The organism is Chryseobacterium luteum, from assembly GCF_000737785.1.
GTDB lineage: Bacteria > Bacteroidota > Bacteroidia > Flavobacteriales > Weeksellaceae > Chryseobacterium > Chryseobacterium luteum.
Genome location: NZ_JPRO01000030.1, coordinates 1 through 21,662 on the forward strand (window position 1 = coordinate 1; position 21,662 = coordinate 21,662).

Consider the following 21,662-nt stretch of genomic DNA (forward strand, 5'->3'; position numbering starts at 1 on the left):
GAAGTTGAAATGAATATCAAACCGCAGGACTTTAATTATTCGGTATTTGATGTACAGGGCGGAAGCAAAAGCGATAAAGATTCTTCATCTGCACAGGTTCAGTATAAAGAAAATCCTTTTCAGGCCATTGCCATTACAGCTTCCAAAAATGTGTACAAAAAGAAACCCGAAATGCTTTTTAACCACACCGGAATTTCAGACAGCACCGATCGTGAACTGAAAGAAGCGGTAAGAAAGGAAAGAGAAAACAGGGAGAATTTAGTTACCGTAAAAGGCAAAAGCAAAGATCCCGAACTCAAAATCGGAGGAAGGGCAAAACTGATCGACATCAACGGCAGGGCGATGGAAACTTACCGTATTATCGAGATCAAACATTATCACGACGGCAATACTTATTACAATGAATTTGTGGGTATTCCGGATTTATTCAATGCACCTTACCAGGATGATGAGGCTGTTCCTTTTGGAGAAAAACAATCCGCAAGAGTTTTGGATAACAATGACCCTTCGGGAATGGGAAGAGTAAGAGTGCAGTTCCCGTGGCAGGAAAAGAAAGGAGAGAAATCGCCTTGGATCAGATTGATACAGCCACACTCGGGCAGTGGAAAGGGTTTTCATTTTATTCCTGAGATCGGGGAAGAGATATTGGTTGATTTTGAGAGTGGAAATGCCGAGAAGCCTTTTGTGGCGGGGACACAGTATAATGGAAGTGAGACGAGTTCGTATCATACGAGCGGAAATGATTTGAAAGTTACCAAAACGAGAAGTGGTCACACCATTATTATGGATGATAGTGAAGATAAAATGAGCATTACTATTTTAGATATTTCGGGAAATACCATTTATCTTGATACCGTAAAGAAAAGCATTACCATTACTGCCCCTGAAACCATTGATATTATTTGTAAAAACCTTAACATCAAAGTAGAGGAAAATATGAAAACCACAGTGGGACACAATCAGGAAAATACGATTGGTAAAAGCATAAAAACAATAGCAAAAGAAGAAATCTCGCAAGACAGTGGTAAAAAAATGATTATTTCGAGCGGTGACAATACCGAAATCTCTGCTAAGAAAGATTTGGATTTATATGGCAAAAAAAACCTGATTGGTTTTACAGACGGCAAAACTGAATTTGGAGCTAAGGAACAAATGCACATCTATGGCGCAAATTCTTTGATTACGGCAAAAGATAAAATAGAGTACAAAGCACCGAGTATGAACAAACTTCCTGAAAATGGAGAATTCATACACGATAAGGAAAAACAAATCCTAAGCGTACAATGGATGGATGCTGAGATGGAAAATAATATAGATTATGCTAAAGTAGGAGATAAAGTAAGTTTGTTGGTTCAAACCCGAAATTATGAAGAAGGAGAAGATATTGTTTTAACAATTGAAGATAAGATAGGAAATGAAATTAAAAATATCACTTTAATAGGAAAAGTAAATGCAGATGGTTTTGCAGAACTTAAAGAAGAAGTTGAAATAGAAAAGTCTGATAAAGAGGAAGCTGAGGAAGCGAAAAAAGCTGAACAACAAAAACAGGAAGAAGAGAGAAAAATGAATGAGGTTTATAGAACCTATGAGGGGCAAGATTACAATTATTATGAATGGCAGGTTTTTGAAGAAAAATATTATGAAGACTACTGCAAAAGTACAGAAAAGCCCTATACTCCAAAAAAAATAGAAATTCCTAAAACAGATACAAAAATATCTTTTCTCGCAAATGAAAATGATATTAAACCAGTAAAGAAAAAAAAATTTTGGGGATAAAATATAACATAAATGGAAAGAACATTAACAGTAAAAAAAATAGGCGACAAAAATTTTGATATTGTCTTAAATGCTTCATCTTACAGGCATCCTCATATTATTTTAAATTTTTTACGATCAGAAAGTGCAGGTGCTTACGTTAATCAAGAGTTTGAAGATAATGGATGGAAAGTTATTGATGTAACCAATTTAGAGACTGCAAAAACAAAACTTTATAATTACCTTGACGGAAATGAAGCCGAAACTATCTATTTAAACTCGCACGGAGGAGCAACAGTAAAGATTCAGGATGGTAATTTTAAATTAGACGATGAAGGAAACTATATTCCTAATTTAAAAACTAAGAAACCAGATGATTATTTGCGTGAAACAAATAGTGGTGCGCATTTGGGCCCTACTGATAATGATTGGGTAATGAGTTATCATCTTGAATATTATAACCACGAAAAGAAAAAAAAGAGACTGAAAGAAGTTCAAATAAAAAATATAGAATTATTGGTAGCTATTGCAAAAAAAGTAAAGGCAGGTAAAAATCTTGTTTTTGGTTCCTGCAACACAGGAATGGATGATAGATTTGGCAAACATCTTGTACAAATAATTCCGAATACTATAGATATTTTTATGAATAATAATCTTACTTCTTCAATTACTACCGGAGGTAAAATCACATTTGATAATTTTACCAAATATGCCCAAACTTCCGCAGGAACTTTAGGCTGGGATAGATTTAAGAAAGGAAGCTCCAAAAAATTATATAAAAACTTAATAATCAATAAATACGGAGTAAAAGTAGTACAATGAAAAATTTATATCTAATATTCTTATGCCTTTTTTCATTCTTATGTTTTTCACAGGGAAATGAAAGCTTGGATGCTATACTCAAAAAACTTAATTCCCAAAAAAACATTCAATTTAGTATAGATAAACCAAATCCTAAAAGCAAGCAAAAACATTGTTTAGTATCAATCTATCAAACTGCTGACTACATAATTTATTATCCCCTTTATTTGGAAGACTTAAAACTACCCATAACCGTTGGTAGAGTTTCAGGAGGTAATATTTTAATATATTCAAAAAAGGATAAGCATTACTTGGCTTTAAGCTATACCGCTGGAGAATATATACATCGGAAAGATAAAAAATATATGAAACTAAAATTTAATTTTAAGCGATGGGATTTAATTAATAGCCAATCTGTCTTATTAGATAATTCGTTAAAACCAATCAAATATATATTTTTTCCTTCTGAACTCCATAATGTTACATCTGAAATAAAGGACATTACAATGACAGTTCAGGATTATTATAATAACAAAGCATATGATGTGACTTTAAACACTTCTTTTTATAATATTCCTTTGAACCAATTGTTCAGTAACTTTTACCTTAAAAATGAAGAAGAATATCTAAGCGAACCTGTTGAAGATGCAGATTTTTTTATGTTTTTGAAAGACAAGAAAATCTGTAGATGCAAGCAGAGCAAATAAAGTTATTAATTCTCCAAATTATTCCATTGAGATGCCAAAACACGTTACAGAAACCACCCAGCTAAAATGCAGTCAGGGATCTGCACCCACTCCTATTGCAGTCACAAGCCAAACCTTTATGGAAATTGAGGGCAAACTGCAGGCGACGGAAGAAGATAAAAAGCCAAATGTAAACATCAAACCATTTGGTGCTTGTGCTGCAACCAATTCTTCCTGCGTTCCTGCACCTCTAAAGTGGGAAAATACATCAGAGTTTGATATTGACAGTAAAAAAGAATTACTGGATACTTCTACCTGTAAATGTTCTGTCGGAGGAACAATATCCGTAGTGAAATCTGCACAAAATTTCTCGGAAGAAGGAGGTAGTACCATTTATCAGCCTATTGTTTATGAGAGGAATGAGAAAAAGGATGAGGATCAAAAAGAAGATGACCAAAAAAATTCTTGGGTTATAAACTGGATTCCTAAGAACGCTTCCAGTTTAGGAATTTTTGGATTAGCTTTAAATGATTCCACAGACAGGGGTTCTAATCATTGGAATATTTATGCACACGGTCAAATGTCTAAAGACCAAGATGAAAATTATATGAGTTCAGGTTTTGAAAGACTTTGGAAAAATGGCTCTAAACAGTATATTTCCAACACAGGAAATTTCATCAGCGCCGTATCAACCGTAAGTAAAACATTTAAACAAAAATTAAAAGCAGAAGAACCGATTACAATTAAATTAATGATATGCAATGAACATCCAAAAGGAGAAATCGGACTTGTATCATTAGCCAAATCAATAACCAAAAGATATACTAATATTACCATAGAAGTATCTTCGGGATTAGTAGTTATTGAATATGATATTGCTTGGGATAAAGATGCCAGATTCAAAGGTGTGTATGAACGGTACGCAACACCTGTTAACGGAAAGAAAGGATGCTACTATACAGTTAAGAATGGCGAAATAATCAGCACGGATTATTCTGTTGGTCTTGCGCCCGCAACCCCTAAAGAAACAAAAGAAAATGAAAAATTTCATAATGAAATCTATGATGATCCTAAAGATGACTATCAATATGTAGAGCAAGAATGGAAAGCAAAATCTAAAGTTTGATATTATGCCAAAATACATAACCATAATTTATATGTTTTTCATTTTGCTTGTCAACGGGCAAAAAAATGACACATTGGTAAGATATAATATCCTGAAAAACCAAGAATACTCTGATTTAATAAAAAAATTAGAATCCGGCAAAGGAAATTGTAAGGATTATAATAAATATATTGCTACAAGAACAATAATTACTCCTAAAGCCTATACCGAAAAAATTGCTAAAAAATATAATTGTATTAATGCCTATTCAGATTTGGCTCTTACTTTAAAGTCTAAAAACATAAAAAAAGTTACACTACAAAATGATTACAGTTTAGAAAATCTTACTGATTCAGAAAAGAAAGAATACCTGTATTATCTTGAAAAATCCCATCAGTATTCTCAATTGGCAGTTTATTATTATTGGGGTTTGTATGTCAAGAAAAATAAAAAAAAAGGCATACAACTGAATAAAAAAAAATATAGCTATCCCATTACAGACAAAGAAAGCGAGGAAGATCTTAATGATGAAAACCTATTCAAATAAGGTAAAGTTCAAATGTTAGATATTTTCAATTTACAATATACAGAAGAAGTAGATTTGTTCAAAGCTCACGGACAGATACATCTTAGCATCCCGCTCCCATAAAATGGCAGGATACTTCAGTTTTTGAAATCGATGGTAAAAAAGAATTGTTAGATAATTCGACCTGCCAATGTTCCGTTGGAGGTAAAATATCTATCATAAAATTTGCGCAGAATTTTGTGGAAGAAGGAGGTAGTACCATTTATCAGCCTATTGTTTATGAGAGGAATGAGAAAAAGGATGAGGATGAAAAAGATGACGACCGTTCTTGGGTTATAAACTGGGTGCCGAAAGATGTGCATGGTCATGGTATAAATATGCTTGCTGATCTTGATGATAACCCAATTAGGTAACAGCCATTTTCGTATTTATGCACATGGAGGTTATAATGGAGAAATCCAATATGTATTTTCAGAAAACTTTAAATATAGTTCAAACGACGCTAAAATTCTTATTAAAAATATCTCAAAAATTAATTCCGAATTCAAATCAAAAATGGAAAATGGAGAAGACGTCATTCTTGCATTTATGATCTGTAACGAAAGAAAAAATAAAAATGATGAGAGTTTAATTGGTACAGCCAAAAAAATTACTATAAAATATCCGAATATCAAATCTATCACTGTCGGAAGTGGTGAACAGATTGTGTCTTATGATGACAAGTCTGCCACTTATGCCTTTACTGATCCTTTTGCACTTGCAGATGTTGATGGTCGAAAAGGTGCACTCCTAACTGTACAAAACGGAGCAGTTACTAATATAGATTATTCATTTGGAGAGATTCACCAAGAACTTACTGCGGAAGAAAGAAGGAATATTTATAAAAACAAAACAGAAGCGGATGATCCAAAAGATGATTATACTAATGTAAATAAGACATGGAAAACAAAATTAAAAAAAACCTTAGGATGATAAAATATTACATTGTAATTTTCTGTTCGTTTTGTTTAATGTTCTGTTCTCAGATGAGAAATGACCGTTCAGCATGTGATTCAATAGACCTTCAAAAATTGAAGAAAGAATTTATAAAGCATCCAACTTGTGAAAAATATAAAGAAATAATAGGTGCTTATGGTTGTCTCCATTTTTCTATTGATGATTTTGAAATAATGAATATCGCAACAAAAAAATGCAATTGTAAAGATGCATATTTTGATTTATATCATTATTACAAAAAATTAAATTTCAAATTATCAGATCAGTCCGATTGTGATAGTGATTCAATGCTTCTAAATAATTTAAGCCTGAAAATGAGGAAACATGCTATTTCTTCACTTATTAAATCAAATTTGGAATCAAACAGCGAACTGTCGATTTATTATTATTATGGAATTTATGTTAAAAAAGATCAAAAAAAAGCAATTAAAATGATAAAGAAATCTTATACCTATAAAATTTCTGATGAAAGCGCAGAGCAAGATCTTAAAGATTGGGAAGAGAGTATACTTCCGTGCAGTGCGAAATAACCAGTACGGATTATTCTGTTGGTCTTGCGCCTGCAACCCCGCAGGAAACAAAAGAAAATGAAAAATTCCATAATGAAATCTATGATGATCCTAAAGACGACTATCAATATGTAGAGCAAGAATGGAAAGCAAAAACTAAAGTTTGATATTATGGCAAAATGCATAACCGCAATTTCTATGTTTTTCATTTTGCTTGTTATACTGAAGAAATAGACATTGAAATTACTAGAGTTTCTTTTTTAGATACATTTGGTGCAGGTTGGGAAGATGGAGGTGGAACAGGTATGATAAAACAATGGATACCTGGTTTAGTTGCTATGTTTTGTTTACAGCATTTTAAAAATGTTAATGATAAATCAAAATATCAACCTTTTGCAATAATAATTGATATTGAAATATGAAAAAAATAGTATTAATATTAACATTATTATCATGTAATAATCATCAAAGCAATGACAAGATGGAAATTAAATATACCTCTATTAATGATTTTTATGCAAACTATGTGTTTAATTACGAGGATAATTTAAAGGGATTACAAAAATTAAATAATTATGTAATTAATGATATTAATTTGTCAAAGAAAATAAGTGATTCCATTAAAATAAAATTAAATTCATTAACAGAAGAAGATAGAGTCAAATTTATAGGAAATCAAAGTCTACCAACAATTGCAACGGATATAATATTATATAAAGAAATAAACGAATTTCATGGTGAGCCGACAGATCAAGATATATTATTAAAGTATCACATTGAAGAAGATAATTACAAGATAAAAGATATATATGTTCCTATTTCACAAATGAAAAAGATAGATACCAAGTTAGATGAAAAAAGTCATAATGATAATAAATGTATTATTCAGATTAACTCACCAGATATAAATCTAGAGAAATTTCATTTAATTATAGAAAAGATAAAAAAAATAGGGTACCATAATAATTACCAGAATTACAAATATACAATTGAAAATAAAAAAGGTAAAGTTTTATTATCAGTTCTATATGACACAAATGGAAATTATATTAATCTAAAATTTTAACAAAGGACCTGTTTAAACTTTTAATTTTCTAGTTAGCTAACAAATTAAAAGCAATCGGTATTCCCCTTCATTTTCCACAGGTGCTCTGTGAATACAGGGTAAAACTTTTTGCTCAGGATGTTCTACTGATAATCTCCAAAGATGGCCTAAACCTAAATTAATTGGCTGGGCATTGGGTTGGGGCTGATAGTGGAGGTCAAAATAATATTCCTTCAAAAAAGCATCAAAATCTGCCTCCGGACCGTTGTGTAATGCTTTGAGCTTTTCCCGGATTTCAGGAATTAGTATTTTTTGTGCAGCCTGGTCATTAGGTAAGATATCACTTGCAGCACCAAAGTAAGTGCATAAAAAAGTACTGGTGCCTACAGGCGATCGATCGACATGGTACGAATATACATCTGTTGAAATGAAGTCGAACTCTTCATCCCGTTCGTAACTTTTGAGTAAATTGAGAGAAGGCGATGCTCCGAAATCAGTTAATAACTGTAAATCATTTAAAATAATTTCCCTGGCGGTATGACCATTTTCTGATAGTTGAAGAGATAAAAGATCTTCAGGGTAAACTTCAGTAATATTCTCTTTTAATTGAAGTTTAGACACGATTTCTTTAAAATCTCCGGCTACATTTCTCTGCCAGCAAATGGCATTCTTAGCTTCCTGGAATTTGGCATTGATAAGCTCAGAAAAATTGGAAACCACTCCAATTTGATTATGGTTGGAAAATGTATTATGCATATATTAGGAAAATGGTTTGGTCATTTCACTCAGCGCAAAAATAAGAAACAAGTAGGAAATAACTGTAGGATTAAGATTTTTTATAATTTTGATTCGTTGGGTTTTCCTTAATCCGAACTCAGGTTAATTGGCTTTTTTGCCACAAATGCACGAATCTTTTCAATAAAAAAGCAAAACGATCATTCGTGTATTTGTGGCAATACAGATATTGACTGAAAGTCCATAATGGCTTTTTTTGGTATAAGTAAAGGATAACCATAGATTTTCAAAGTAATTTAAATAAAATAAATAATATTAAATGTTAGATATCATAAAAGAACCCTGGCCGTGGTATATTGCAGGTCCCCTCATCGGTCTTACTGTTCCCGTACTGTTGATTTTAGGTAATAAATCTTTTGGAATCAGCTCATCATTAAGGCATATCTGTGCAGCCTGTATTCCGGCAGATATCGATTTTTTTAAATATGACTGGAAAAAAGAATCTTGGAACTTATTCTTTGTCCTCGGAATTTTCTTCGGCGGAATGATTGCTGCCCATTTTCTAATGAATCCCAGCGAAATTGTTGTTAATGCAAAACTTAAAGCAGAATTGACAACTTATGGAATCACAGATTACAGCAACCTCGTTCCTGCTCAATTAATGAATTTTAAAAGCCTATTAACCTTAAAAGGTTTCATCACAATGGTCGGAGGCGGATTTTTAGTAGGTTTCGGAACCCGGTATGCAGGAGGTTGTACAAGCGGACACGCCATAATGGGGCTTTCCAATCTTCAATGGCCGTCTTTGGTGGCAACAATTTGCTTTATGATCGGAGGTTTTTTAATGGCCAATGTGATCCTGCCGGTTATTCTTTCACTTTAAACTGATGCAACAATGACAAAACAAAAAAACACGCACAATAAAGACAACTTTTATACAAACGAAACCCATAAAAACGGATGGTTTCACAATCTGAAATATCTCATCGTAGGAATTCTGTTTGGGATCGTATTTGTAAAAGCCGAGATCATCAGCTGGTTCAGGATCCAGGAAATGTTCCGTCTGCAGTCGTTTCATATGTACGGAGTCATCGGAAGTGCCGTTGTTACAGGAATGATCTCTGTCTGGCTGATTAAAAAATTCAAAATAAAAACGATTGACGGAGAACCTGTTTCCATCGCTCCGAAAAAATTCAATAAAGGACAAATTTACGGAGGTTTGATCTTTGGATTTGGCTGGGCAATCACGGGTGCCTGTCCCGGACCTTTATTTGCACAGATCGGAACCGGAGCTTTTGCGGTTATCATTACTTTGCTGAGTGCTGTTTTCGGGACATGGGTGTATGGATATTTCAGAGATAAGCTGCCACATTAACGGCTTCTTTTCGGAATATAATAACAAAACTCAAATGATGCCACGGGAGTTTAGATCAATGTATAGCTTAAGTTTATTATGAAAAAATTAATTAATTTAGGTATATGAAATATCTGGTGTATTTTTTCATAACTGCGGTTCTGAATGTAACAGCATCTGCACAGTCAAGATGGCTGATGCTCTTTGAGACTTAATAACCGTGCAGAAATTATTCATTAAATTATAGTTGAAAATCTTTTATAAATTCATTCGGAGACAGGAATGGATATTCCTGTGAAATTCGATATCATAAAAAAATTAATACTTTTTATTTAGTGATAAAAGTTGATGAAACTCTCTCAGTTCCTGCTTTCTGTCATCGTCCAAAAGATGCCACCTGATATTCTGAACAGCACCTTCTAAGGCCATCAATTCATTAATACAGGCACCCGGATCAACGTCACGGAGAGATAAAAATGCATTTTCGCTGCCTGCCGTTCTTAAATCAGTGGCCGTTTTAATACCCACTTCAATTAGCCTGTCCCTTAAAACTTTTCCAATATTCGGAAGCTGGCTCAGATCGTCGTTATTCGTTGTCATAGATATCAAGAGCTTGTGCCAAACATGTATTTACCCCTTTCAAACCGCATACTGTCAGAGTAAGCAGAATCGTTTCTTTTATCTCATCCCTTGAAGCTCCAAGTTTTTTGGCCATCGGTACATGGAACATAACGGCTGTCTGGTCTCCCTGAGCGACCTTGATGCCAAGATAAATTAGTTGTTTGGTTTTCTGATCAAGAGCTTTGGTATTCATCAGTGATTCCACGAGACCATTGAAGCCGTCAAATACTTCCGGGGCTTCTTTTTGAAAAATTTCGTAAGGATTTTGTTTTTCCATGATTATATTAATTTATTTTATGAATATGATAGTAGAACCTGTCTTTTATACCTCGATCTGGTAGATCCGCGATTCTTCGTCCCACGGATGGTAGCCCTGGCCAATATAGGTAAAGCCATATTTTTCATAGAAGCCGGTGTGGTCAGTACATAAATTTAAATGTTTAAATCCTGCCGCCTTAGTGTCTTCCTTCGCTTTTTCTATCAGTAATGAGCTATACGAATGTCCCCGGTGTTTTTCATCTATATAAATGGCACAAATCCAGGGGTATAAATCCATTCTGCTTATGAAATCATTGGTTATTAATCCGGCACAGCCAATCAATTCCTGATTGAATTCAAGCAGATACCATTGGGGCAACGCTTGTGTCGCTTCAATACAGTGGGAGATACAGTTTTCATAGATCACCGGCGAGATATCGGGCCAGCATTCTTGTAAATAAGTGATCGCTTTTTCTTTATATTCGGGATTGTTCCTGACGGATATTATTCTCATTCATTTCACAGTTTATTCAACTCTAAGGTACGGTTTTTAGATTCAAAAACCTAGCAGGATGCACTAATTTTGCTGGAAATTCCTGGAAAAAAATTCCTTTTTAAGAGATAGTAATTGAAGGCTTATCGCAGAAAGTTTTGATAAATTTCCCTATCTTAATAGCATTAAAAAAATACACATGCTGATCATAAAATATAAACCGGAGTTCAGGGAGAGCTGTATAGAAATCTTCAAAAGCAATTTGCCGAAATATTTCGCAGAAGAGGAACTGGCGCAGTTTGAGAATTTTTTAGATGATGAGATTGAGGAAAATTATTATGTGATTAAAATTGAAGGCCTTACCGTTGGATGTGGCGGAATTTTTCTTGATAAGAGCAACGATGCAGCAGGACTTTCATGGGGAATGGTGCACGCTGACTACCATCACAAGGGAATAGGTAAATTTTTCACCCAATATAGAATAGATATGTTAAAAAAAACATATCCCAACATAACTTTCAAAATTGAAACCTCGCAGCACACAGCAGGTTTTTATGAAAAAAGAGGTTTTAAAACTGTTGATATTGTGCCGGATGGCTTCAGCAATGGAATCGATAAATACACAATGGAAATGGAATTCATCGGTACAGATTAGGAAGTGTTTACATTCTATTGAACTCTTTGCTTTTCAATATAATCTCTGTAAAAATTATTTATAAAAAATCAAATGTCAGTTCCTGCAACAAAAGAAGAATTACTTCAAGCTATTCAAACTAATTACAGTAAGCTACATAAAGAACTGGAAAATATTCCTGATGATCGGGCTGCGGTAAGAGAGCTTGAAGGGCATGCCAAAGATACGGTCATGAGCGTTAATAATCTTTTATCTTACCTTATCGGATGGGGTGAACTCGTACTGAAATGGAATGAGAAGAAAGCTCATAATCAACCTGCAGACTTCCCGGAAACCGGTTACAAATGGAATGAGCTTGGCAGATTGGCGCAAAAATTTTACGAAGATTACCGGGAAGATGATTACCGCATCCTGAAGCAAAAATTGGATAAAACAGTAACAGATATTACCACCCTGATTGAAAGCAAAACAGATGAAGAATTATATGGTGAAGGCTGGTATGAAAAATGGACCCTTGGCAGGATGATACAGTTCAACACAGCTTCACCCTATAAAAACGCTACGGGACGAATCCGGAAATGGATCAGAATGGAGAACGTTCAAAAAGCAGCTGAATAATACTGGAACGGAAATTGAATTTATAAATCCGAAGGTTCATGGCCTTCTACCAACCTGATTAACAAAAAATTAAACACCATATGAAAGCGAATGTCATTTTTGGGGCTTTCTTTTTTTTATGCCTCGTCTCGTGCAGATCACCAAAAGCAGAAGTATTTAAAGAAGCTGTTGTGCAGAAGGAGCGTGTTGCATTCGGGATTATTCTTGATAAAAACGGCCCTGAAACAAAAAAGCTGGAATGCCTCGTTAAAAATGATTACAAATGTGCATTGCAAGCGGTGGATCAGCAAGCAAAGGAGTTTGACAAACTCATAACAGATCTTGAAGGCCTGAAAGCTGATGATTTTAAAGAAGGTCAGTCACTAAAGGATGCCGCGCTCAACTATTACAAAGCACTTAAAGCACTTCATTTTTTTGACCGCAAAGAAATCGAGCAGCAAATTCTCATTCATGAAGCTAACAACCATCAATTGAAAATGGGCCAGGATAGCCTCATTGAACTTGCCCGCCGGAAGAAATATTTATACACAAAGGTGTATGAACAAGAAAGCCTTCTGAGTACTGCCTTTAAAAAGTTTGACATTGCAAACGGCCTTTAATTCAGTTGATTTGGTAATACAGTTTAAGTTTTACAGTGGTTTTTTCCAGAATGTATATCCAGCTGAATAAATACGAAGATCCTCCATTTTTTTAATATAAGATTTTTCGAACATCGTCAGTCTGATTTCCGTTACATCTATCCATTTAGATTGCTTATTTCCCTGTGCATCATAAGATAGTATTTCCTCTTCTTTATTTTCCTTTTTAGAAAGATAATAGTAGAAAGATTTACCTTCCCAGTAAGAAACATTTGGATCATTGTCATCAACTGTAATTTTTTTACAGTTTTTACTGATATAGTCTTTAATTTTACTGAAATCAGCTATGTTTTTTGCCGTTTTACCCACTTCCAGATACATCAGATTTCCTTTATTGTCTTCCACCATATCCATTTTGGGAAACGAAACATTGTTTAGAACAGCCAGGGTATCTTTCTCCGGATCATATGCTACTGTTTTATAGCCAAAACCAAATATTTCTACCGGTTTTTTCTTTCTGACCATCCAGTCATTTGTAGATTCTAAATATAAATCTGTCGGGAATCTTCCTTCCGTTTTATAATATCCTAAAGTGTCTTTTACGAAGAAAGCATTATCCAAAAGCTTTAGAGCTGCTTTCTTATCCATGCTTTTAGGATCTGTAGAAATAATTTCATTGGTTTTTTTAACCTTGTTTTGATAGAATCCCGAGACATCAAAATTATTCGATATTTTTGCTAAATCCACAAACTTACTGTCTTGAGAATGGCAGGAAGAAAAAATAAATAATACTAAAAGCAGGCAGATTTTGATTTTATTTTTCATAAACTGTATCAATAAATTAAGGATTTTATTCCAAAGCTGGGTTTTCTGAATGGAAATCTTTTTATAGCTGAAATATAATCACTTAATTTGAAATATGAACCCTTGAAAGGCAATTTATCCTCTTTTGGTTTTTAAATTATTAAAGATCTGCACATAAAAAACAAATTCAATTAAAAGTATAAGCCATTAAGCTGAAAAATAAATTATGAAAAAACTGCTTCTGCTTTTTATAACTGTTATATATAGCACTTTTCTGCATGGACAGCCACTGACTTTGAAATCTGTTGATGAAACTAAAGAATTCAGGCTGAAGCTGTACTACGGAAATGAAGGAAAAGGTGCTTTTGTACAGTATGAAGGGAAAAAAGAAATTATTCCGTTGCGGGTTAACAGCTATATACTGAATACCATTCCGGAAAAAACGGGTCAGCCCGACCGCCATTATTTTGTATGGGATGAAATCGTAGACGGAAAGGTAAACGGAATATACAAGATGCTGCAAATACAGAATCTTATTACTGATGTCTCTTATACCAGATCAAAAGATGGTAAAAAATTCGAACTTGAGCTTGCTGATGAGGAGAATGAAAAATCGGATGGAGATGATAAATATCTGCTGCATGGTGCCATGATTTCCTTTAATCATTTTTATAATAATAAGCTGCTGATTGAGTATCCCGACGGAAAAAAGATGAATGCCGAACTTCCTTTTCCGGACAGTCCGGACGCAGCTCAACAAAGCATTATCAGAGATTATAATTTTGACGGATATGATGATCTTGCCTTTACAATTCCCGATGCCGGCATGGGAGTTTACAGCACGTTTACCATTTATCTTTATCATCCGAAAAAGAAACGTTTCGAAAAGCTTACAGAACCTGATTACTCGAATTCTGCCTGCTCATGCCTGTGTGATGTCTTGGTAAGCAATGAAGAAAAAGTGCTCCGTACCGGATGCCGGGGTGGTGTATCGTGGCATCATGACTTTTACCGTTTTGATAAAAATGGAGTATTGAGATGGGTTTCTTCAGAGGAAAATCGTGGAGAATAAAGAACACCATCCTGAATTCCCAAATGTGCACACTTTTGTCAATAATACTGACTTTTTCCAAGGCATTTTCATTTCTCAGATTTTAAAAACACAGCGCAGTTCATCCTGAATTTCACCTAAATAACTCTGCTAAAATAAAACATACCGGTAATCTTTTTTTGTTACGTCAAGTTCTGGCGTTGGTCAATGCTATCTTTGTTTCAGAAGATTTCCTGCAGGAATTTTATTAACTGATTCATAACACCAAAAAACAAAAGAAATGGCAACAAAACAAATTGAAGATCAAAAAACGGGAGAGCTAATAAGCTTACTTCCGCTAGCAGGCATACCTCCTTACGTCGATAATGTTATCTATTTTAATGGAGCACCTTCAGATCCTTCTCCATATTACAAAAGATATATAGAGAGTGACGTGAATGTAAGATGGTTCGGGGCGAAAGGAGATGGTATAACAGATGATTCTACCGCATTCAGAGAGGCTCTTTATTTCTGCTATACGTCAGATTATAAAACATTATTAATACCGGAAGGATATGTTTTTAACCTGAATGATGAAATAATCGAGGTTTTAAGAATTACACTCCGGTTTACAGGCGGAGTTATTAAAAATGCGAAGCTTCATGGGGCTAATGCAATGATACAGGCACCACCATACCGTATTTTTGATACAACAGTTTCTTTAGTGTATGACTGGATCAGCGCAGATGGTTTTGCTTATCCTGAATGGTTTGGGACGCTTCCTTATGATAGAGGTTCTGTTGATTTAAAAGACAGTCTTGAAAAATTGCAACCGTTCTGGAATATTAAATTCGGGGTAGGAGTATACTATTCAAAGAAAGGAGAGATTCCTGTGAGACATTTTGAAGGAATTTCGAGGGATCATTCCAGAATAGAAATTAATCTTGATAATGAAACAAACGATGTGAAATATGGGTTCTGTTTGGGAGAATATGAGGGCCTTGTAAGACCTGGTAGAACCTATTTTAATACCTTAAGAGAAATATCAGTGGTAACAACGTCTTTGGAGAGAAAAAGAAATTATTCGGGAGTTGTTATGGGAAATGCTCATAACGGAAAAATTGAAAATGTAATCGTTAATAATTCAGGTGACAATATGAAGATGGATGAAAACGATTTGGAGTACATAGTGGCAGATATTGAAAAAAGATATAAGAATGCAAATATTGGTCTTGAATTCCGTGGCTGTTCAGAATTGACTGTGATCAATAATTTAGAAACCTATTCAGATGTTGGTATTGGGTTTAATACAACAATGAACGACCAGCCGGCAACACAGGAGCAGGGAGTAGACTGGCCATCTATTTACAATTTTACCTCAGACTGTGGTGCATTCGGATTAGCCAATGTATTTTTTGGTGCACCTAATGTTTATAATTTGGTCATGAACGGCATCCAGAGCTGGAACAGAGGAATGTATGGTTTGTACGCCTGCAGGCATATAACCCCTACATCGTTTATGCATTGCTCTATTAGTAATGTAAGAATTGAACAGTTGACAGAACTTAAAGATAAAGACGGTAAAATGAGATCAACCAGTATTTATATTGACTACCAGCGTAATATCGAAAATTTCATTTTTACTAATATTAGGGTTTCGGGCCATTCCAATGGTATATATATAGACGGCGCGGTTCGTGGATACGTTGAATTCAGTAATGTTTCAGGAGGATCAGATGTTAAGCTTCAATATCTGATCCAAACCAATCATGAGACGTATTCTTCTTTTGCGGTAAGGTTTAAAAATATTACTTCAGATGTAGCTTATCCGCTTATTCATAATGGTGGAATGGTTATCGACCATCATTATTATGAAAAAAGCCCGATTGCAGAGTATAAAGTTAATTACCATGATGTTACGGTCATTAGAAAAGCCAGTGTGATCTTTAAAAATGAATTCGACGGAGCCAGAAAGTTTATTCAGAAAGAAGCAGGTGCTCATGATTCATGGATAAAACTTTATCACAGTCATTTCCAGGATACTTTAGATCCTTGGTTACCGGATGAAAAATATGTTTCATATGACATTGATATGTGCTCAGACTCTTATGCACTAAAGGCAAGTTTAACGTTATTCAGAAATGGAACCTATTATGCCGGACCATATGATACTTCCAAGATTTTCATTGGCAATACACTTAATGCACAGGCCGGAAAAATCAATATTGTTTATGAAACCTCTACAGGATACTGGTTTTTCATCAATGTACTGGGAGATGGTGAAGTACACTATGAAATTGAAGGACTCATTAAATAATCAATCTTATTCATAATCAATTAATTGAGGCTGTCCGTTAGAACAGCCTCAGTTTTATAGCTATTAAACGTGTATAAACAAGAATTACTGCACTTAAGACAATATGATCCTGAGAGTCTGCTTCAATTCGGCCGCCGTTATTGAATATTTTCAGTCTGAATTACCCTTTATTAACCGGGTTATTGACAATAAAAAGCTATGATTAAAATCTATTTTAATTTTAAAATAAATAATATTACAGAAGTCTCGGCATATGCTAAAACCCAATAAACTGCTGTAAGATAATATACTTCTATACCGTTTTTTTACGGTATTTTTTATAATGTCTTTTATGATTCAATTTTAGGTCTGATATTTGCACAAGATAGCCAAACTAAATCAGCCTGTTTTATTTATGAAAAACATATCCGTGAAAAAGTCGTTTTTATATGCATTCCTTTGCGCTGCGATGCTTATTTCCTGTAAAAAAGAAATTGAAAAAATAAACGATAAAGATACCGTTTCTTCGTCAGAAAATCCTGCCGTGGAAACAGATTCCATTAAAAAAGATTCTGTTGTGAAGAAAGAATCTGTGCCGCCGGCAATGCAAGAAAATGGTTTTTATAATGCCCTTGTTCTTCCCAAAGATAAAAAGCTGAGAGATTCCATATATGCAGAATTCAGCAAAAAATACAGCGAAAAAGAACGTTACGCTATTCTGGCACTGAACAGGCTTGATTCCAAAAACAAATGGAACGCCGATACACTGGTGGTTCCCGCTAAGATAGATACAACATTGATGTCCTATTCGCCCTTTCCAATGCAGCTTGATGTACTGAGCGGAGTGAAAAAGTTCGTGATTTTTTCCTATCCTATACAGGCTTACGGCGTATATTCCAATGGCAGTCTGGTAAAATGGGGACCGACAAGTATGGGTAAAAAAGCGGCGCAGACAACGCGTGGGCTTACTTTTGCCAATTGGAAAAAGAAACTTTCAATTTCAACGGTGAGCAGCGAATGGAAGCTTCCTTATAATTTTAATATCCATAATTCAGGAGGTATTGGATGGCATCAGTATGATCTTCCCGGTTACCCGGCCTCACATTCATGTTTACGTCTGTTGATGAAAGATGCACAGTGGCTGTATTCTTATGCAGATACCTGGATTCTGAATCCCGGCGGTGCCACTACTAAAGCGAAAGGAACAGCTGTGATGGTATTCGGAGATTACAAATGGGGCGGCAGAAAACCGTGGAGAAAGCTTTTGGATGATCCCAATGCGAATAACATTTCTGTGGAGGAAATGACCAGACTGTTACAACCTAACGTTGAAAAAATGATCAGAGAGCAGGACAACAGGGAAAAAGTATCAGACTCTATCAAAGCGGCCAAAGCTATGGCCCCGGTACAGAATGAAAAGTCTGAAGAAGTTCCCGTTAACTGATTTTCTTTTCAAACTGTAAAGTAGATTCTTCAGCAAATCTTCTAAGCTTAAGCATCTCTTCTTTGCCTTTATGCTGCCCGAATCTGGCTGCTGCATAAGTAAGGAAGATGCAGAACAACATAACAAATGAAGCGCTCAGGGCCCACGGGAACTCAGCGCTTTTTATCTGTTTTTCCACGTAATACATTGTAAAAAAAGTCATCCACAGGATGGAAAAGAAAAAATAAAGGAACATAAAAAAGGTCCACACAGCAGAGCTGGGGCCGAATACACCCCGTATAGCCGTCTCATCATCTTCAATTTCTATCCGTAAAGACAGTCTTGGCTTCCAGTAATTGTCATATTTCGTTTCCACGCAGATTGTGGCGACTTCCTTATTGACGTTTCCGGAAAATTCATCCCTATGGTCAGCAAGGTATTTTTTTAAATTTTCCGCATACTCTTCTTTGGTAAGATGCGTAAACATCTTGAATCTTGGGCGGGTCCTTATTTTATCTATTGTCCTTTCTTCGGTTTTCATATTTTATTCTTGATAGGGGATAGGATCTTCCAGTACAAAATTGAAGACCATTTCCTTATTCTTTCTCTGGATTACCATTGTGATATTTCTTCCTTCGTCGGATTTCATCAGTTCTATGATCTTTTCCATAGTCATTTCCGAAGTCTGGCTTCCGTTGATGGTGATTATGCGGTCGTCCTTTTTCAGCCCTGCTATAAATGCCGGCGAATCTTTCCTTATACCTGCAATGGAAAAGATAGGTTTCAAAGTAAATTTATATTGAAAATTGTTCCCCATGGATATTTCATTGCCGGAAGAAGCTGGTGATAAGTGTTTGGGCTCAATTTTTACCCGGTCTTCCTGCCATTCCAGCCCATCCTGCTTAAAGTCCAGCCCACTCATATTGAAATGAAAAGAATCATTAAAATTTTTGTTTTTTTTCAGATATAATTTTCCGCCTGTATAATCGAAAACAACAGAGAATCTGCGCATTATTTCACCACCCACAGATCCCTTTCTGTCCTTTACCAGGGTTACATGTTGGATAGAATACTCATCAGGCATTGCTGTGAGCGGTTTTTCAAACTTGAAATCTCCGAGGTAAAAATGATGAATACGGCTTCTTTTACCGTAAATATCTCCATTAAATCCACGGCCAAGATAATCATCAATATTAGGCCTGTTGTACACAAAATCTTTGATAAGAGCAGGGAAGAGCCATATCGCATCACTGTTGCCGAGATCTATCAGCAATTTGGAGCTTTTCTTTTCGTTGGTCATTTCCACATCAGCATTAATGTAAGGTTTGTCCTTTTCCACACTCATGGGCAGCTCGTTAAACTTTCGGACTTTCTTTTTAAATGCATTGGCATCCTGGTATACCGTTATTTTTTTGGACGTATAATCTATTGAAACAGGATGATTCTTGAAAAAATGATACCCGATAATTCCGTTCACCGGAATTCCTATATGAGATGAGATATTAAATTCTTCACTTAAGACAATAAACAGAAGCATAGAAGAATTAATGATGTGGTCACCTATTTTGGCTGTATTACGGTCAGATTTGAAACCGTCTATGCTTAGATTTCCTCCCAGCCCTGAAAATTTCATCTTCTCAATATTCTGCAGCTTGACCTCTTTATTTTCCAGGCTGAAAAGAATGGTTTCTGCAACTCCCGTATCAAGCATAAAGGTAAGTTCGGCACCATTAACATTGATGGGAATGAAAATAAGATTATTGATGAGTTGAAAGGGAATAACTGCTTTTTTAACATTAACCAGCTCAAAAGAATTCTGGGCATCTGTAAAAATGCTGAAGAATAATGCCAGTAAAAAAAGCTTAAGTTTCATTTACTGAATTTACTGAAATAATCATTACTGTCAATAAAAAAACATTCCAAAAGCAGGAATGTTTGTATCAACTGTAATGAAACATGGGTGTTGATTGGATTGTTTTGAACGGATTAATATTATTTTGAGAAAAAATCCATCAGATCCATATAGTTTTTCTGGTTCACACCATGCCCGCTCATATATTCTCTGAACGTAAAATAACAGCTCAAGTCATAAAGAAGATCTGCCGCTTTTCTTCCCCATTCCATAGGGATCACGGCATCATCTGTTCCGTGTGATACAAAAAAGCGCAGTTTTTCCAGTTTCTTTTTGTCCTTTACGATACCGTCCAGAAGCTTTTCCTCAGGATAGCTGCTCAGGCAGGCTACATAACTGAACAGATCAGGATGCTTCAATGCCAAGGCATAGCATAACATTCCACCCTGGCTGAAACCGCACAGATGCACCTTGCCTTCGGTAAGCCCGTAATGATTGACGATTTTCAATATGTTTTCAAGCACTGCGTTCAAAGATTCCTTCGCCTGGGAAATGTCAATGAAATTTTCAGGATTGTTGAAATCAATGTCAAACCAGGAATAGCCCTCAAACTGGGTATCTCTGGGTGCCCTGAAACTGACTATAAGCCAGTCTGCGGGAAGGGTTTCCCTGAAGCTGAAAAGATCCTGTTCATTGCTGCCATAGCCGTGAAGCATGAAAAGGACGGTAGTATTTGGGGTGATATGTTCCGGTTCTCTTACTATATAATCTAAATTCATACAGCAAATATAATTAATAAATCATATTGCAAAATCCAAAAAACAAATCCGTCTTTTATATTTAATTACTTAGGCAGATATACACTCAAATACGGGCTGGTACTGTAATTATCCTTTTTGCTGATTTGATATTATTTAGAAAACTTTATTGGAAATTTTTCATAAAAGTTATTTTTATATTAATAAAAAACTTATATTTGAAACATTAAAAATCTATTTGGAGAAATGAAGCAATTTTACAAATCAAAAAGTTTACTAAGACTTTCTTTTTTATTCGTTTTATTATTTTCGGTAATTACTGCGGTGAATTCTTGTAAAAAGGATAACGATGACGAAGAATTCGCAGATCATGTTGTTCAGTTTGAAGTGAAAACAACTACCGGAGGAGTTATTAAAGCTATCGTAACGCAGGTAGGAACCGTTAAAACTGATATTTTCGATCCTGTTGGAACTACGTGGATGAGCGGTGAATTCTTTGTGAATTCCAGCCAGGCACAGCTAAACCTTGATGCTAAAGCAGACCTTCCGGATGCAGATTCAGAATTGGTTATTAACCTTTGGATAGACGGCGAAATCGTAAGAACCGATAAGAAAAAAGGAGCAGGGCCTATGGTAGCTTCCATTGATTACAGCTTCTTAGAATTGTAAACATATTTACTTTATATAATGAAACCGCTTTTTTTAAAGCGGTTTTTTTATTCCAATAATTGGCTGGGATAGCAAAAAAGGCTGTATAAAAACAGCCTTTGATGTAATATATTGTT

28 protein-coding genes are annotated in these 21,662 nt (G+C 35.0%); 20 read left to right on the forward strand and 8 right to left on the reverse strand.

Annotated elements, in window-relative coordinates; all coding sequences use genetic code 11:
- The 11 genes from IX38_RS23080 to IX38_RS20410 form a co-directional block, all read left to right on the forward strand.
- On the forward strand, nt 1–1,776 hold a 1,776-nt coding region (locus IX38_RS23080), incomplete at its 5' end, for a phage baseplate assembly protein V (protein WP_051884965.1).
- 12 nt (nt 1,777–1,788) lie between these two features.
- Complete coding sequence (locus IX38_RS20370; RefSeq protein ID WP_034707808.1) at nt 1,789–2,577, forward strand: hypothetical protein; 789 nt, start codon at nt 1,789–1,791, stop codon at nt 2,575–2,577.
- Complete coding sequence (locus IX38_RS20375) at nt 2,574–3,263, forward strand: hypothetical protein (RefSeq protein ID WP_131368737.1); 690 nt, start codon at nt 2,574–2,576, stop codon at nt 3,261–3,263. Before IX38_RS20370 ends, IX38_RS20375 begins: the two co-directional genes overlap by 4 nt.
- 31 nt (nt 3,264–3,294) lie before the next feature.
- Complete coding sequence (locus IX38_RS23420) at nt 3,295–4,368, forward strand: DUF4280 domain-containing protein (RefSeq protein WP_084680362.1); 1,074 nt, start codon at nt 3,295–3,297, stop codon at nt 4,366–4,368.
- Between the two features lie 73 nt (nt 4,369–4,441).
- On the forward strand, nt 4,442–4,894 hold the full coding sequence (locus tag IX38_RS20385) for a hypothetical protein (RefSeq protein WP_131368738.1): 453 nt from the start codon (nt 4,442–4,444) through the stop codon (nt 4,892–4,894).
- A gap of 146 nt (nt 4,895–5,040) precedes the next feature.
- Complete coding sequence (locus tag IX38_RS20390; RefSeq protein WP_034707811.1) at nt 5,041–5,286, forward strand: hypothetical protein; 246 nt, start codon at nt 5,041–5,043, stop codon at nt 5,284–5,286.
- Nucleotides 5,287–5,428: 142 nt separating this feature from the next.
- Nucleotides 5,429–5,845 (forward strand): hypothetical protein, encoded by a 417-nt coding sequence (locus IX38_RS20395; RefSeq protein WP_131368739.1) that lies wholly within the window; start codon nt 5,429–5,431, stop codon nt 5,843–5,845.
- Between the two features lie 98 nt (nt 5,846–5,943).
- Nucleotides 5,944–6,399, forward strand: coding sequence for a hypothetical protein (locus IX38_RS20400; RefSeq protein ID WP_165570755.1), 456 nt, complete (start codon nt 5,944–5,946; stop codon nt 6,397–6,399).
- On the forward strand, nt 6,384–6,545 hold the full coding sequence (locus IX38_RS23085) for a hypothetical protein (RefSeq protein ID WP_165570756.1): 162 nt from the start codon (nt 6,384–6,386) through the stop codon (nt 6,543–6,545). Before IX38_RS20400 ends, IX38_RS23085 begins: the two co-directional genes overlap by 16 nt.
- A 12-nt stretch (nt 6,546–6,557) precedes the next feature.
- Entirely contained in the window at nt 6,558–6,800 is a 243-nt protein-coding gene (locus IX38_RS20405; RefSeq protein ID WP_034707814.1) for a hypothetical protein, read from the forward strand.
- Nucleotides 6,797–7,444 (forward strand): hypothetical protein, encoded by a 648-nt coding sequence (locus IX38_RS20410; RefSeq protein WP_034707815.1) that lies wholly within the window; start codon nt 6,797–6,799, stop codon nt 7,442–7,444. Before IX38_RS20405 ends, IX38_RS20410 begins: the two co-directional genes overlap by 4 nt.
- A 36-nt stretch (nt 7,445–7,480) precedes the next feature.
- Here the strand turns inward: IX38_RS20410 and IX38_RS20415 are convergent, their stop codons facing one another.
- Entirely contained in the window at nt 7,481–8,179 is a 699-nt protein-coding gene (locus tag IX38_RS20415) for a hypothetical protein (protein WP_034707816.1), read from the reverse strand.
- Nucleotides 8,180–8,477: 298 nt separating this feature from the next.
- Here IX38_RS20415 and IX38_RS20420 point away from each other — a divergent pair, with 298 nt between their 5' ends.
- Together IX38_RS20420 and IX38_RS20425 are read left to right on the forward strand one after the other, a co-directional pair.
- On the forward strand, nt 8,478–9,041 hold the full coding sequence (locus IX38_RS20420; protein WP_034707817.1) for a YeeE/YedE family protein: 564 nt from the start codon (nt 8,478–8,480) through the stop codon (nt 9,039–9,041).
- 12 nt (nt 9,042–9,053) lie between these two features.
- Nucleotides 9,054–9,533 carry a DUF6691 family protein gene (locus IX38_RS20425; protein ID WP_034707818.1) on the forward strand — a complete coding sequence of 160 codons (480 nt, stop codon included), beginning with the start codon at nt 9,054–9,056 and terminating at the stop codon, nt 9,531–9,533.
- Nucleotides 9,534–9,830: 297 nt separating this feature from the next.
- Here IX38_RS20425 and IX38_RS20430 read toward each other — a convergent pair whose 3' ends face one another.
- Genes IX38_RS20430 through IX38_RS20440 form a run of 3 tightly spaced genes read right to left on the reverse strand, consistent with a single transcriptional unit; the run spans nt 9,831 to nt 10,905 of the window.
- Nucleotides 9,831–10,112 (reverse strand): TfoX/Sxy family protein, encoded by a 282-nt coding sequence (locus IX38_RS20430; RefSeq protein ID WP_034707819.1) that lies wholly within the window; start codon nt 10,110–10,112, stop codon nt 9,831–9,833.
- A complete protein-coding gene (locus tag IX38_RS20435; RefSeq protein WP_034707820.1) occupies nt 10,099–10,410 on the reverse strand; it encodes a carboxymuconolactone decarboxylase family protein in 312 nt (103 codons plus the stop codon). Before IX38_RS20435 ends, IX38_RS20430 begins: the two co-directional genes overlap by 14 nt.
- 45 nt (nt 10,411–10,455) lie before the next feature.
- Nucleotides 10,456–10,905, reverse strand: coding sequence for a GNAT family N-acetyltransferase (locus IX38_RS20440; RefSeq protein WP_034707821.1), 450 nt, complete (start codon nt 10,903–10,905; stop codon nt 10,456–10,458).
- 178 nt (nt 10,906–11,083) lie between these two features.
- On the opposite strand from IX38_RS20440, the gene IX38_RS20445 reads away from it, so the two are divergent.
- The 3 genes from IX38_RS20445 (at nt 11,084) to IX38_RS20455 (ending at nt 12,735) form a co-directional block, all read left to right on the forward strand.
- Nucleotides 11,084–11,539, forward strand: coding sequence for a GNAT family N-acetyltransferase (locus IX38_RS20445; RefSeq protein ID WP_034707822.1), 456 nt, complete (start codon nt 11,084–11,086; stop codon nt 11,537–11,539).
- Between the two features lie 72 nt (nt 11,540–11,611).
- Entirely contained in the window at nt 11,612–12,136 is a 525-nt protein-coding gene (locus IX38_RS20450; protein WP_034707823.1) for a ClbS/DfsB family four-helix bundle protein, read from the forward strand.
- An 80-nt stretch (nt 12,137–12,216) separates the two neighbouring features.
- Entirely contained in the window at nt 12,217–12,735 is a 519-nt protein-coding gene (locus IX38_RS20455; RefSeq protein ID WP_034707824.1) for a hypothetical protein, read from the forward strand.
- 30 nt (nt 12,736–12,765) lie between these two features.
- Here the strand turns inward: IX38_RS20455 and IX38_RS20460 are convergent, their stop codons facing one another.
- The gene (locus IX38_RS20460) at nt 12,766–13,539 is read right to left on the reverse strand and encodes a hypothetical protein (RefSeq protein ID WP_034707825.1); all 774 of its coding nucleotides are present in this window, start codon (nt 13,537–13,539) and stop codon (nt 12,766–12,768) included.
- A gap of 205 nt (nt 13,540–13,744) precedes the next feature.
- Between IX38_RS20460 and IX38_RS22180 the strand changes: the two genes are divergently transcribed.
- The 3 genes from IX38_RS22180 to IX38_RS20475 all read left to right on the forward strand — a co-directional run bounded on the left by IX38_RS22180 (nt 13,745) and on the right by IX38_RS20475 (nt 18,288).
- Complete coding sequence (locus tag IX38_RS22180; protein ID WP_051884966.1) at nt 13,745–14,590, forward strand: XAC2610-related protein; 846 nt, start codon at nt 13,745–13,747, stop codon at nt 14,588–14,590.
- 259 nt (nt 14,591–14,849) lie between these two features.
- Nucleotides 14,850–16,865 carry a hypothetical protein gene (locus IX38_RS20470; protein ID WP_034707826.1) on the forward strand — a complete coding sequence of 672 codons (2,016 nt, stop codon included), beginning with the start codon at nt 14,850–14,852 and terminating at the stop codon, nt 16,863–16,865.
- 394 nt (nt 16,866–17,259) lie between these two features.
- On the forward strand, nt 17,260–18,288 hold the full coding sequence (locus IX38_RS20475; RefSeq protein WP_051884968.1) for a L,D-transpeptidase: 1,029 nt from the start codon (nt 17,260–17,262) through the stop codon (nt 18,286–18,288).
- Here IX38_RS20475 and IX38_RS20480 read toward each other — a convergent pair.
- From IX38_RS20480 to IX38_RS20490, 3 genes are all read right to left on the reverse strand, one after another.
- A complete protein-coding gene (locus IX38_RS20480; RefSeq protein ID WP_034707827.1) occupies nt 18,281–18,808 on the reverse strand; it encodes a hypothetical protein in 528 nt (175 codons plus the stop codon). The genes IX38_RS20475 and IX38_RS20480 overlap by 8 nt on opposite strands.
- Before the next feature lie 3 nt (nt 18,809–18,811).
- Nucleotides 18,812–20,140 carry a PDZ domain-containing protein gene (locus IX38_RS20485; RefSeq protein ID WP_034707828.1) on the reverse strand — a complete coding sequence of 443 codons (1,329 nt, stop codon included), beginning with the start codon at nt 20,138–20,140 and terminating at the stop codon, nt 18,812–18,814.
- 119 nt (nt 20,141–20,259) lie between these two features.
- Complete coding sequence (locus IX38_RS20490; RefSeq protein WP_034707829.1) at nt 20,260–20,898, reverse strand: alpha/beta hydrolase; 639 nt, start codon at nt 20,896–20,898, stop codon at nt 20,260–20,262.
- A 225-nt stretch (nt 20,899–21,123) separates the two neighbouring features.
- On the opposite strand from IX38_RS20490, the gene IX38_RS20495 reads away from it, so the two are divergent.
- A complete protein-coding gene (locus IX38_RS20495; protein WP_034707830.1) occupies nt 21,124–21,546 on the forward strand; it encodes a hypothetical protein in 423 nt (140 codons plus the stop codon).
- The last annotated feature ends 116 nt before the right edge of the window (nt 21,547–21,662 follow it).

What these genes read in the sequence shown, in the direction of transcription:
- IX38_RS20485 (WP_034707828.1), bottom strand. Translation starts at nt 20,140, where the DNA reads ATGAAACTTAAGCTTTTTTTACTGGCATTATTCTTCAGCATTTTTACA.
- IX38_RS20370 (WP_034707808.1), top strand. Translation starts at nt 1,789, where the DNA reads ATGGAAAGAACATTAACAGTAAAAAAAATAGGCGACAAAAATTTTGAT.
- IX38_RS20495 (WP_034707830.1), top strand. Translation starts at nt 21,124, where the DNA reads ATGAAGCAATTTTACAAATCAAAAAGTTTACTAAGACTTTCTTTTTTA.
- IX38_RS20480 (WP_034707827.1), bottom strand. Translation starts at nt 18,808, where the DNA reads ATGAAAACCGAAGAAAGGACAATAGATAAAATAAGGACCCGCCCAAGA.
- IX38_RS20460 (WP_034707825.1), bottom strand. Translation starts at nt 13,539, where the DNA reads ATGAAAAATAAAATCAAAATCTGCCTGCTTTTAGTATTATTTATTTTT.
- IX38_RS20405 (WP_034707814.1), top strand. Translation starts at nt 6,558, where the DNA reads ATGCATAACCGCAATTTCTATGTTTTTCATTTTGCTTGTTATACTGAA.
- IX38_RS20450 (WP_034707823.1), top strand. Translation starts at nt 11,612, where the DNA reads ATGTCAGTTCCTGCAACAAAAGAAGAATTACTTCAAGCTATTCAAACT.
- IX38_RS20440 (WP_034707821.1), bottom strand. Translation starts at nt 10,905, where the DNA reads ATGAGAATAATATCCGTCAGGAACAATCCCGAATATAAAGAAAAAGCG.
- IX38_RS20375 (WP_131368737.1), top strand. Translation starts at nt 2,574, where the DNA reads ATGAAAAATTTATATCTAATATTCTTATGCCTTTTTTCATTCTTATGT.
- IX38_RS20455 (WP_034707824.1), top strand. Translation starts at nt 12,217, where the DNA reads ATGAAAGCGAATGTCATTTTTGGGGCTTTCTTTTTTTTATGCCTCGTC.
- IX38_RS20395 (WP_131368739.1), top strand. Translation starts at nt 5,429, where the DNA reads ATGGAAAATGGAGAAGACGTCATTCTTGCATTTATGATCTGTAACGAA.
- IX38_RS20410 (WP_034707815.1), top strand. Translation starts at nt 6,797, where the DNA reads ATGAAAAAAATAGTATTAATATTAACATTATTATCATGTAATAATCAT.
- IX38_RS20415 (WP_034707816.1), bottom strand. Translation starts at nt 8,179, where the DNA reads ATGCATAATACATTTTCCAACCATAATCAAATTGGAGTGGTTTCCAAT.
- IX38_RS23420 (WP_084680362.1), top strand. Translation starts at nt 3,295, where the DNA reads ATGCCAAAACACGTTACAGAAACCACCCAGCTAAAATGCAGTCAGGGA.
- IX38_RS20425 (WP_034707818.1), top strand. Translation starts at nt 9,054, where the DNA reads ATGACAAAACAAAAAAACACGCACAATAAAGACAACTTTTATACAAAC.
- IX38_RS20490 (WP_034707829.1), bottom strand. Translation starts at nt 20,898, where the DNA reads ATGAATTTAGATTATATAGTAAGAGAACCGGAACATATCACCCCAAAT.
- IX38_RS20475 (WP_051884968.1), top strand. Translation starts at nt 17,260, where the DNA reads ATGAAAAACATATCCGTGAAAAAGTCGTTTTTATATGCATTCCTTTGC.
- IX38_RS20470 (WP_034707826.1), top strand. Translation starts at nt 14,850, where the DNA reads ATGGCAACAAAACAAATTGAAGATCAAAAAACGGGAGAGCTAATAAGC.
- IX38_RS20445 (WP_034707822.1), top strand. Translation starts at nt 11,084, where the DNA reads ATGCTGATCATAAAATATAAACCGGAGTTCAGGGAGAGCTGTATAGAA.
- IX38_RS20435 (WP_034707820.1), bottom strand. Translation starts at nt 10,410, where the DNA reads ATGGAAAAACAAAATCCTTACGAAATTTTTCAAAAAGAAGCCCCGGAA.
- IX38_RS20420 (WP_034707817.1), top strand. Translation starts at nt 8,478, where the DNA reads ATGTTAGATATCATAAAAGAACCCTGGCCGTGGTATATTGCAGGTCCC.
- IX38_RS20430 (WP_034707819.1), bottom strand. Translation starts at nt 10,112, where the DNA reads ATGACAACGAATAACGACGATCTGAGCCAGCTTCCGAATATTGGAAAA.
- IX38_RS22180 (WP_051884966.1), top strand. Translation starts at nt 13,745, where the DNA reads ATGAAAAAACTGCTTCTGCTTTTTATAACTGTTATATATAGCACTTTT.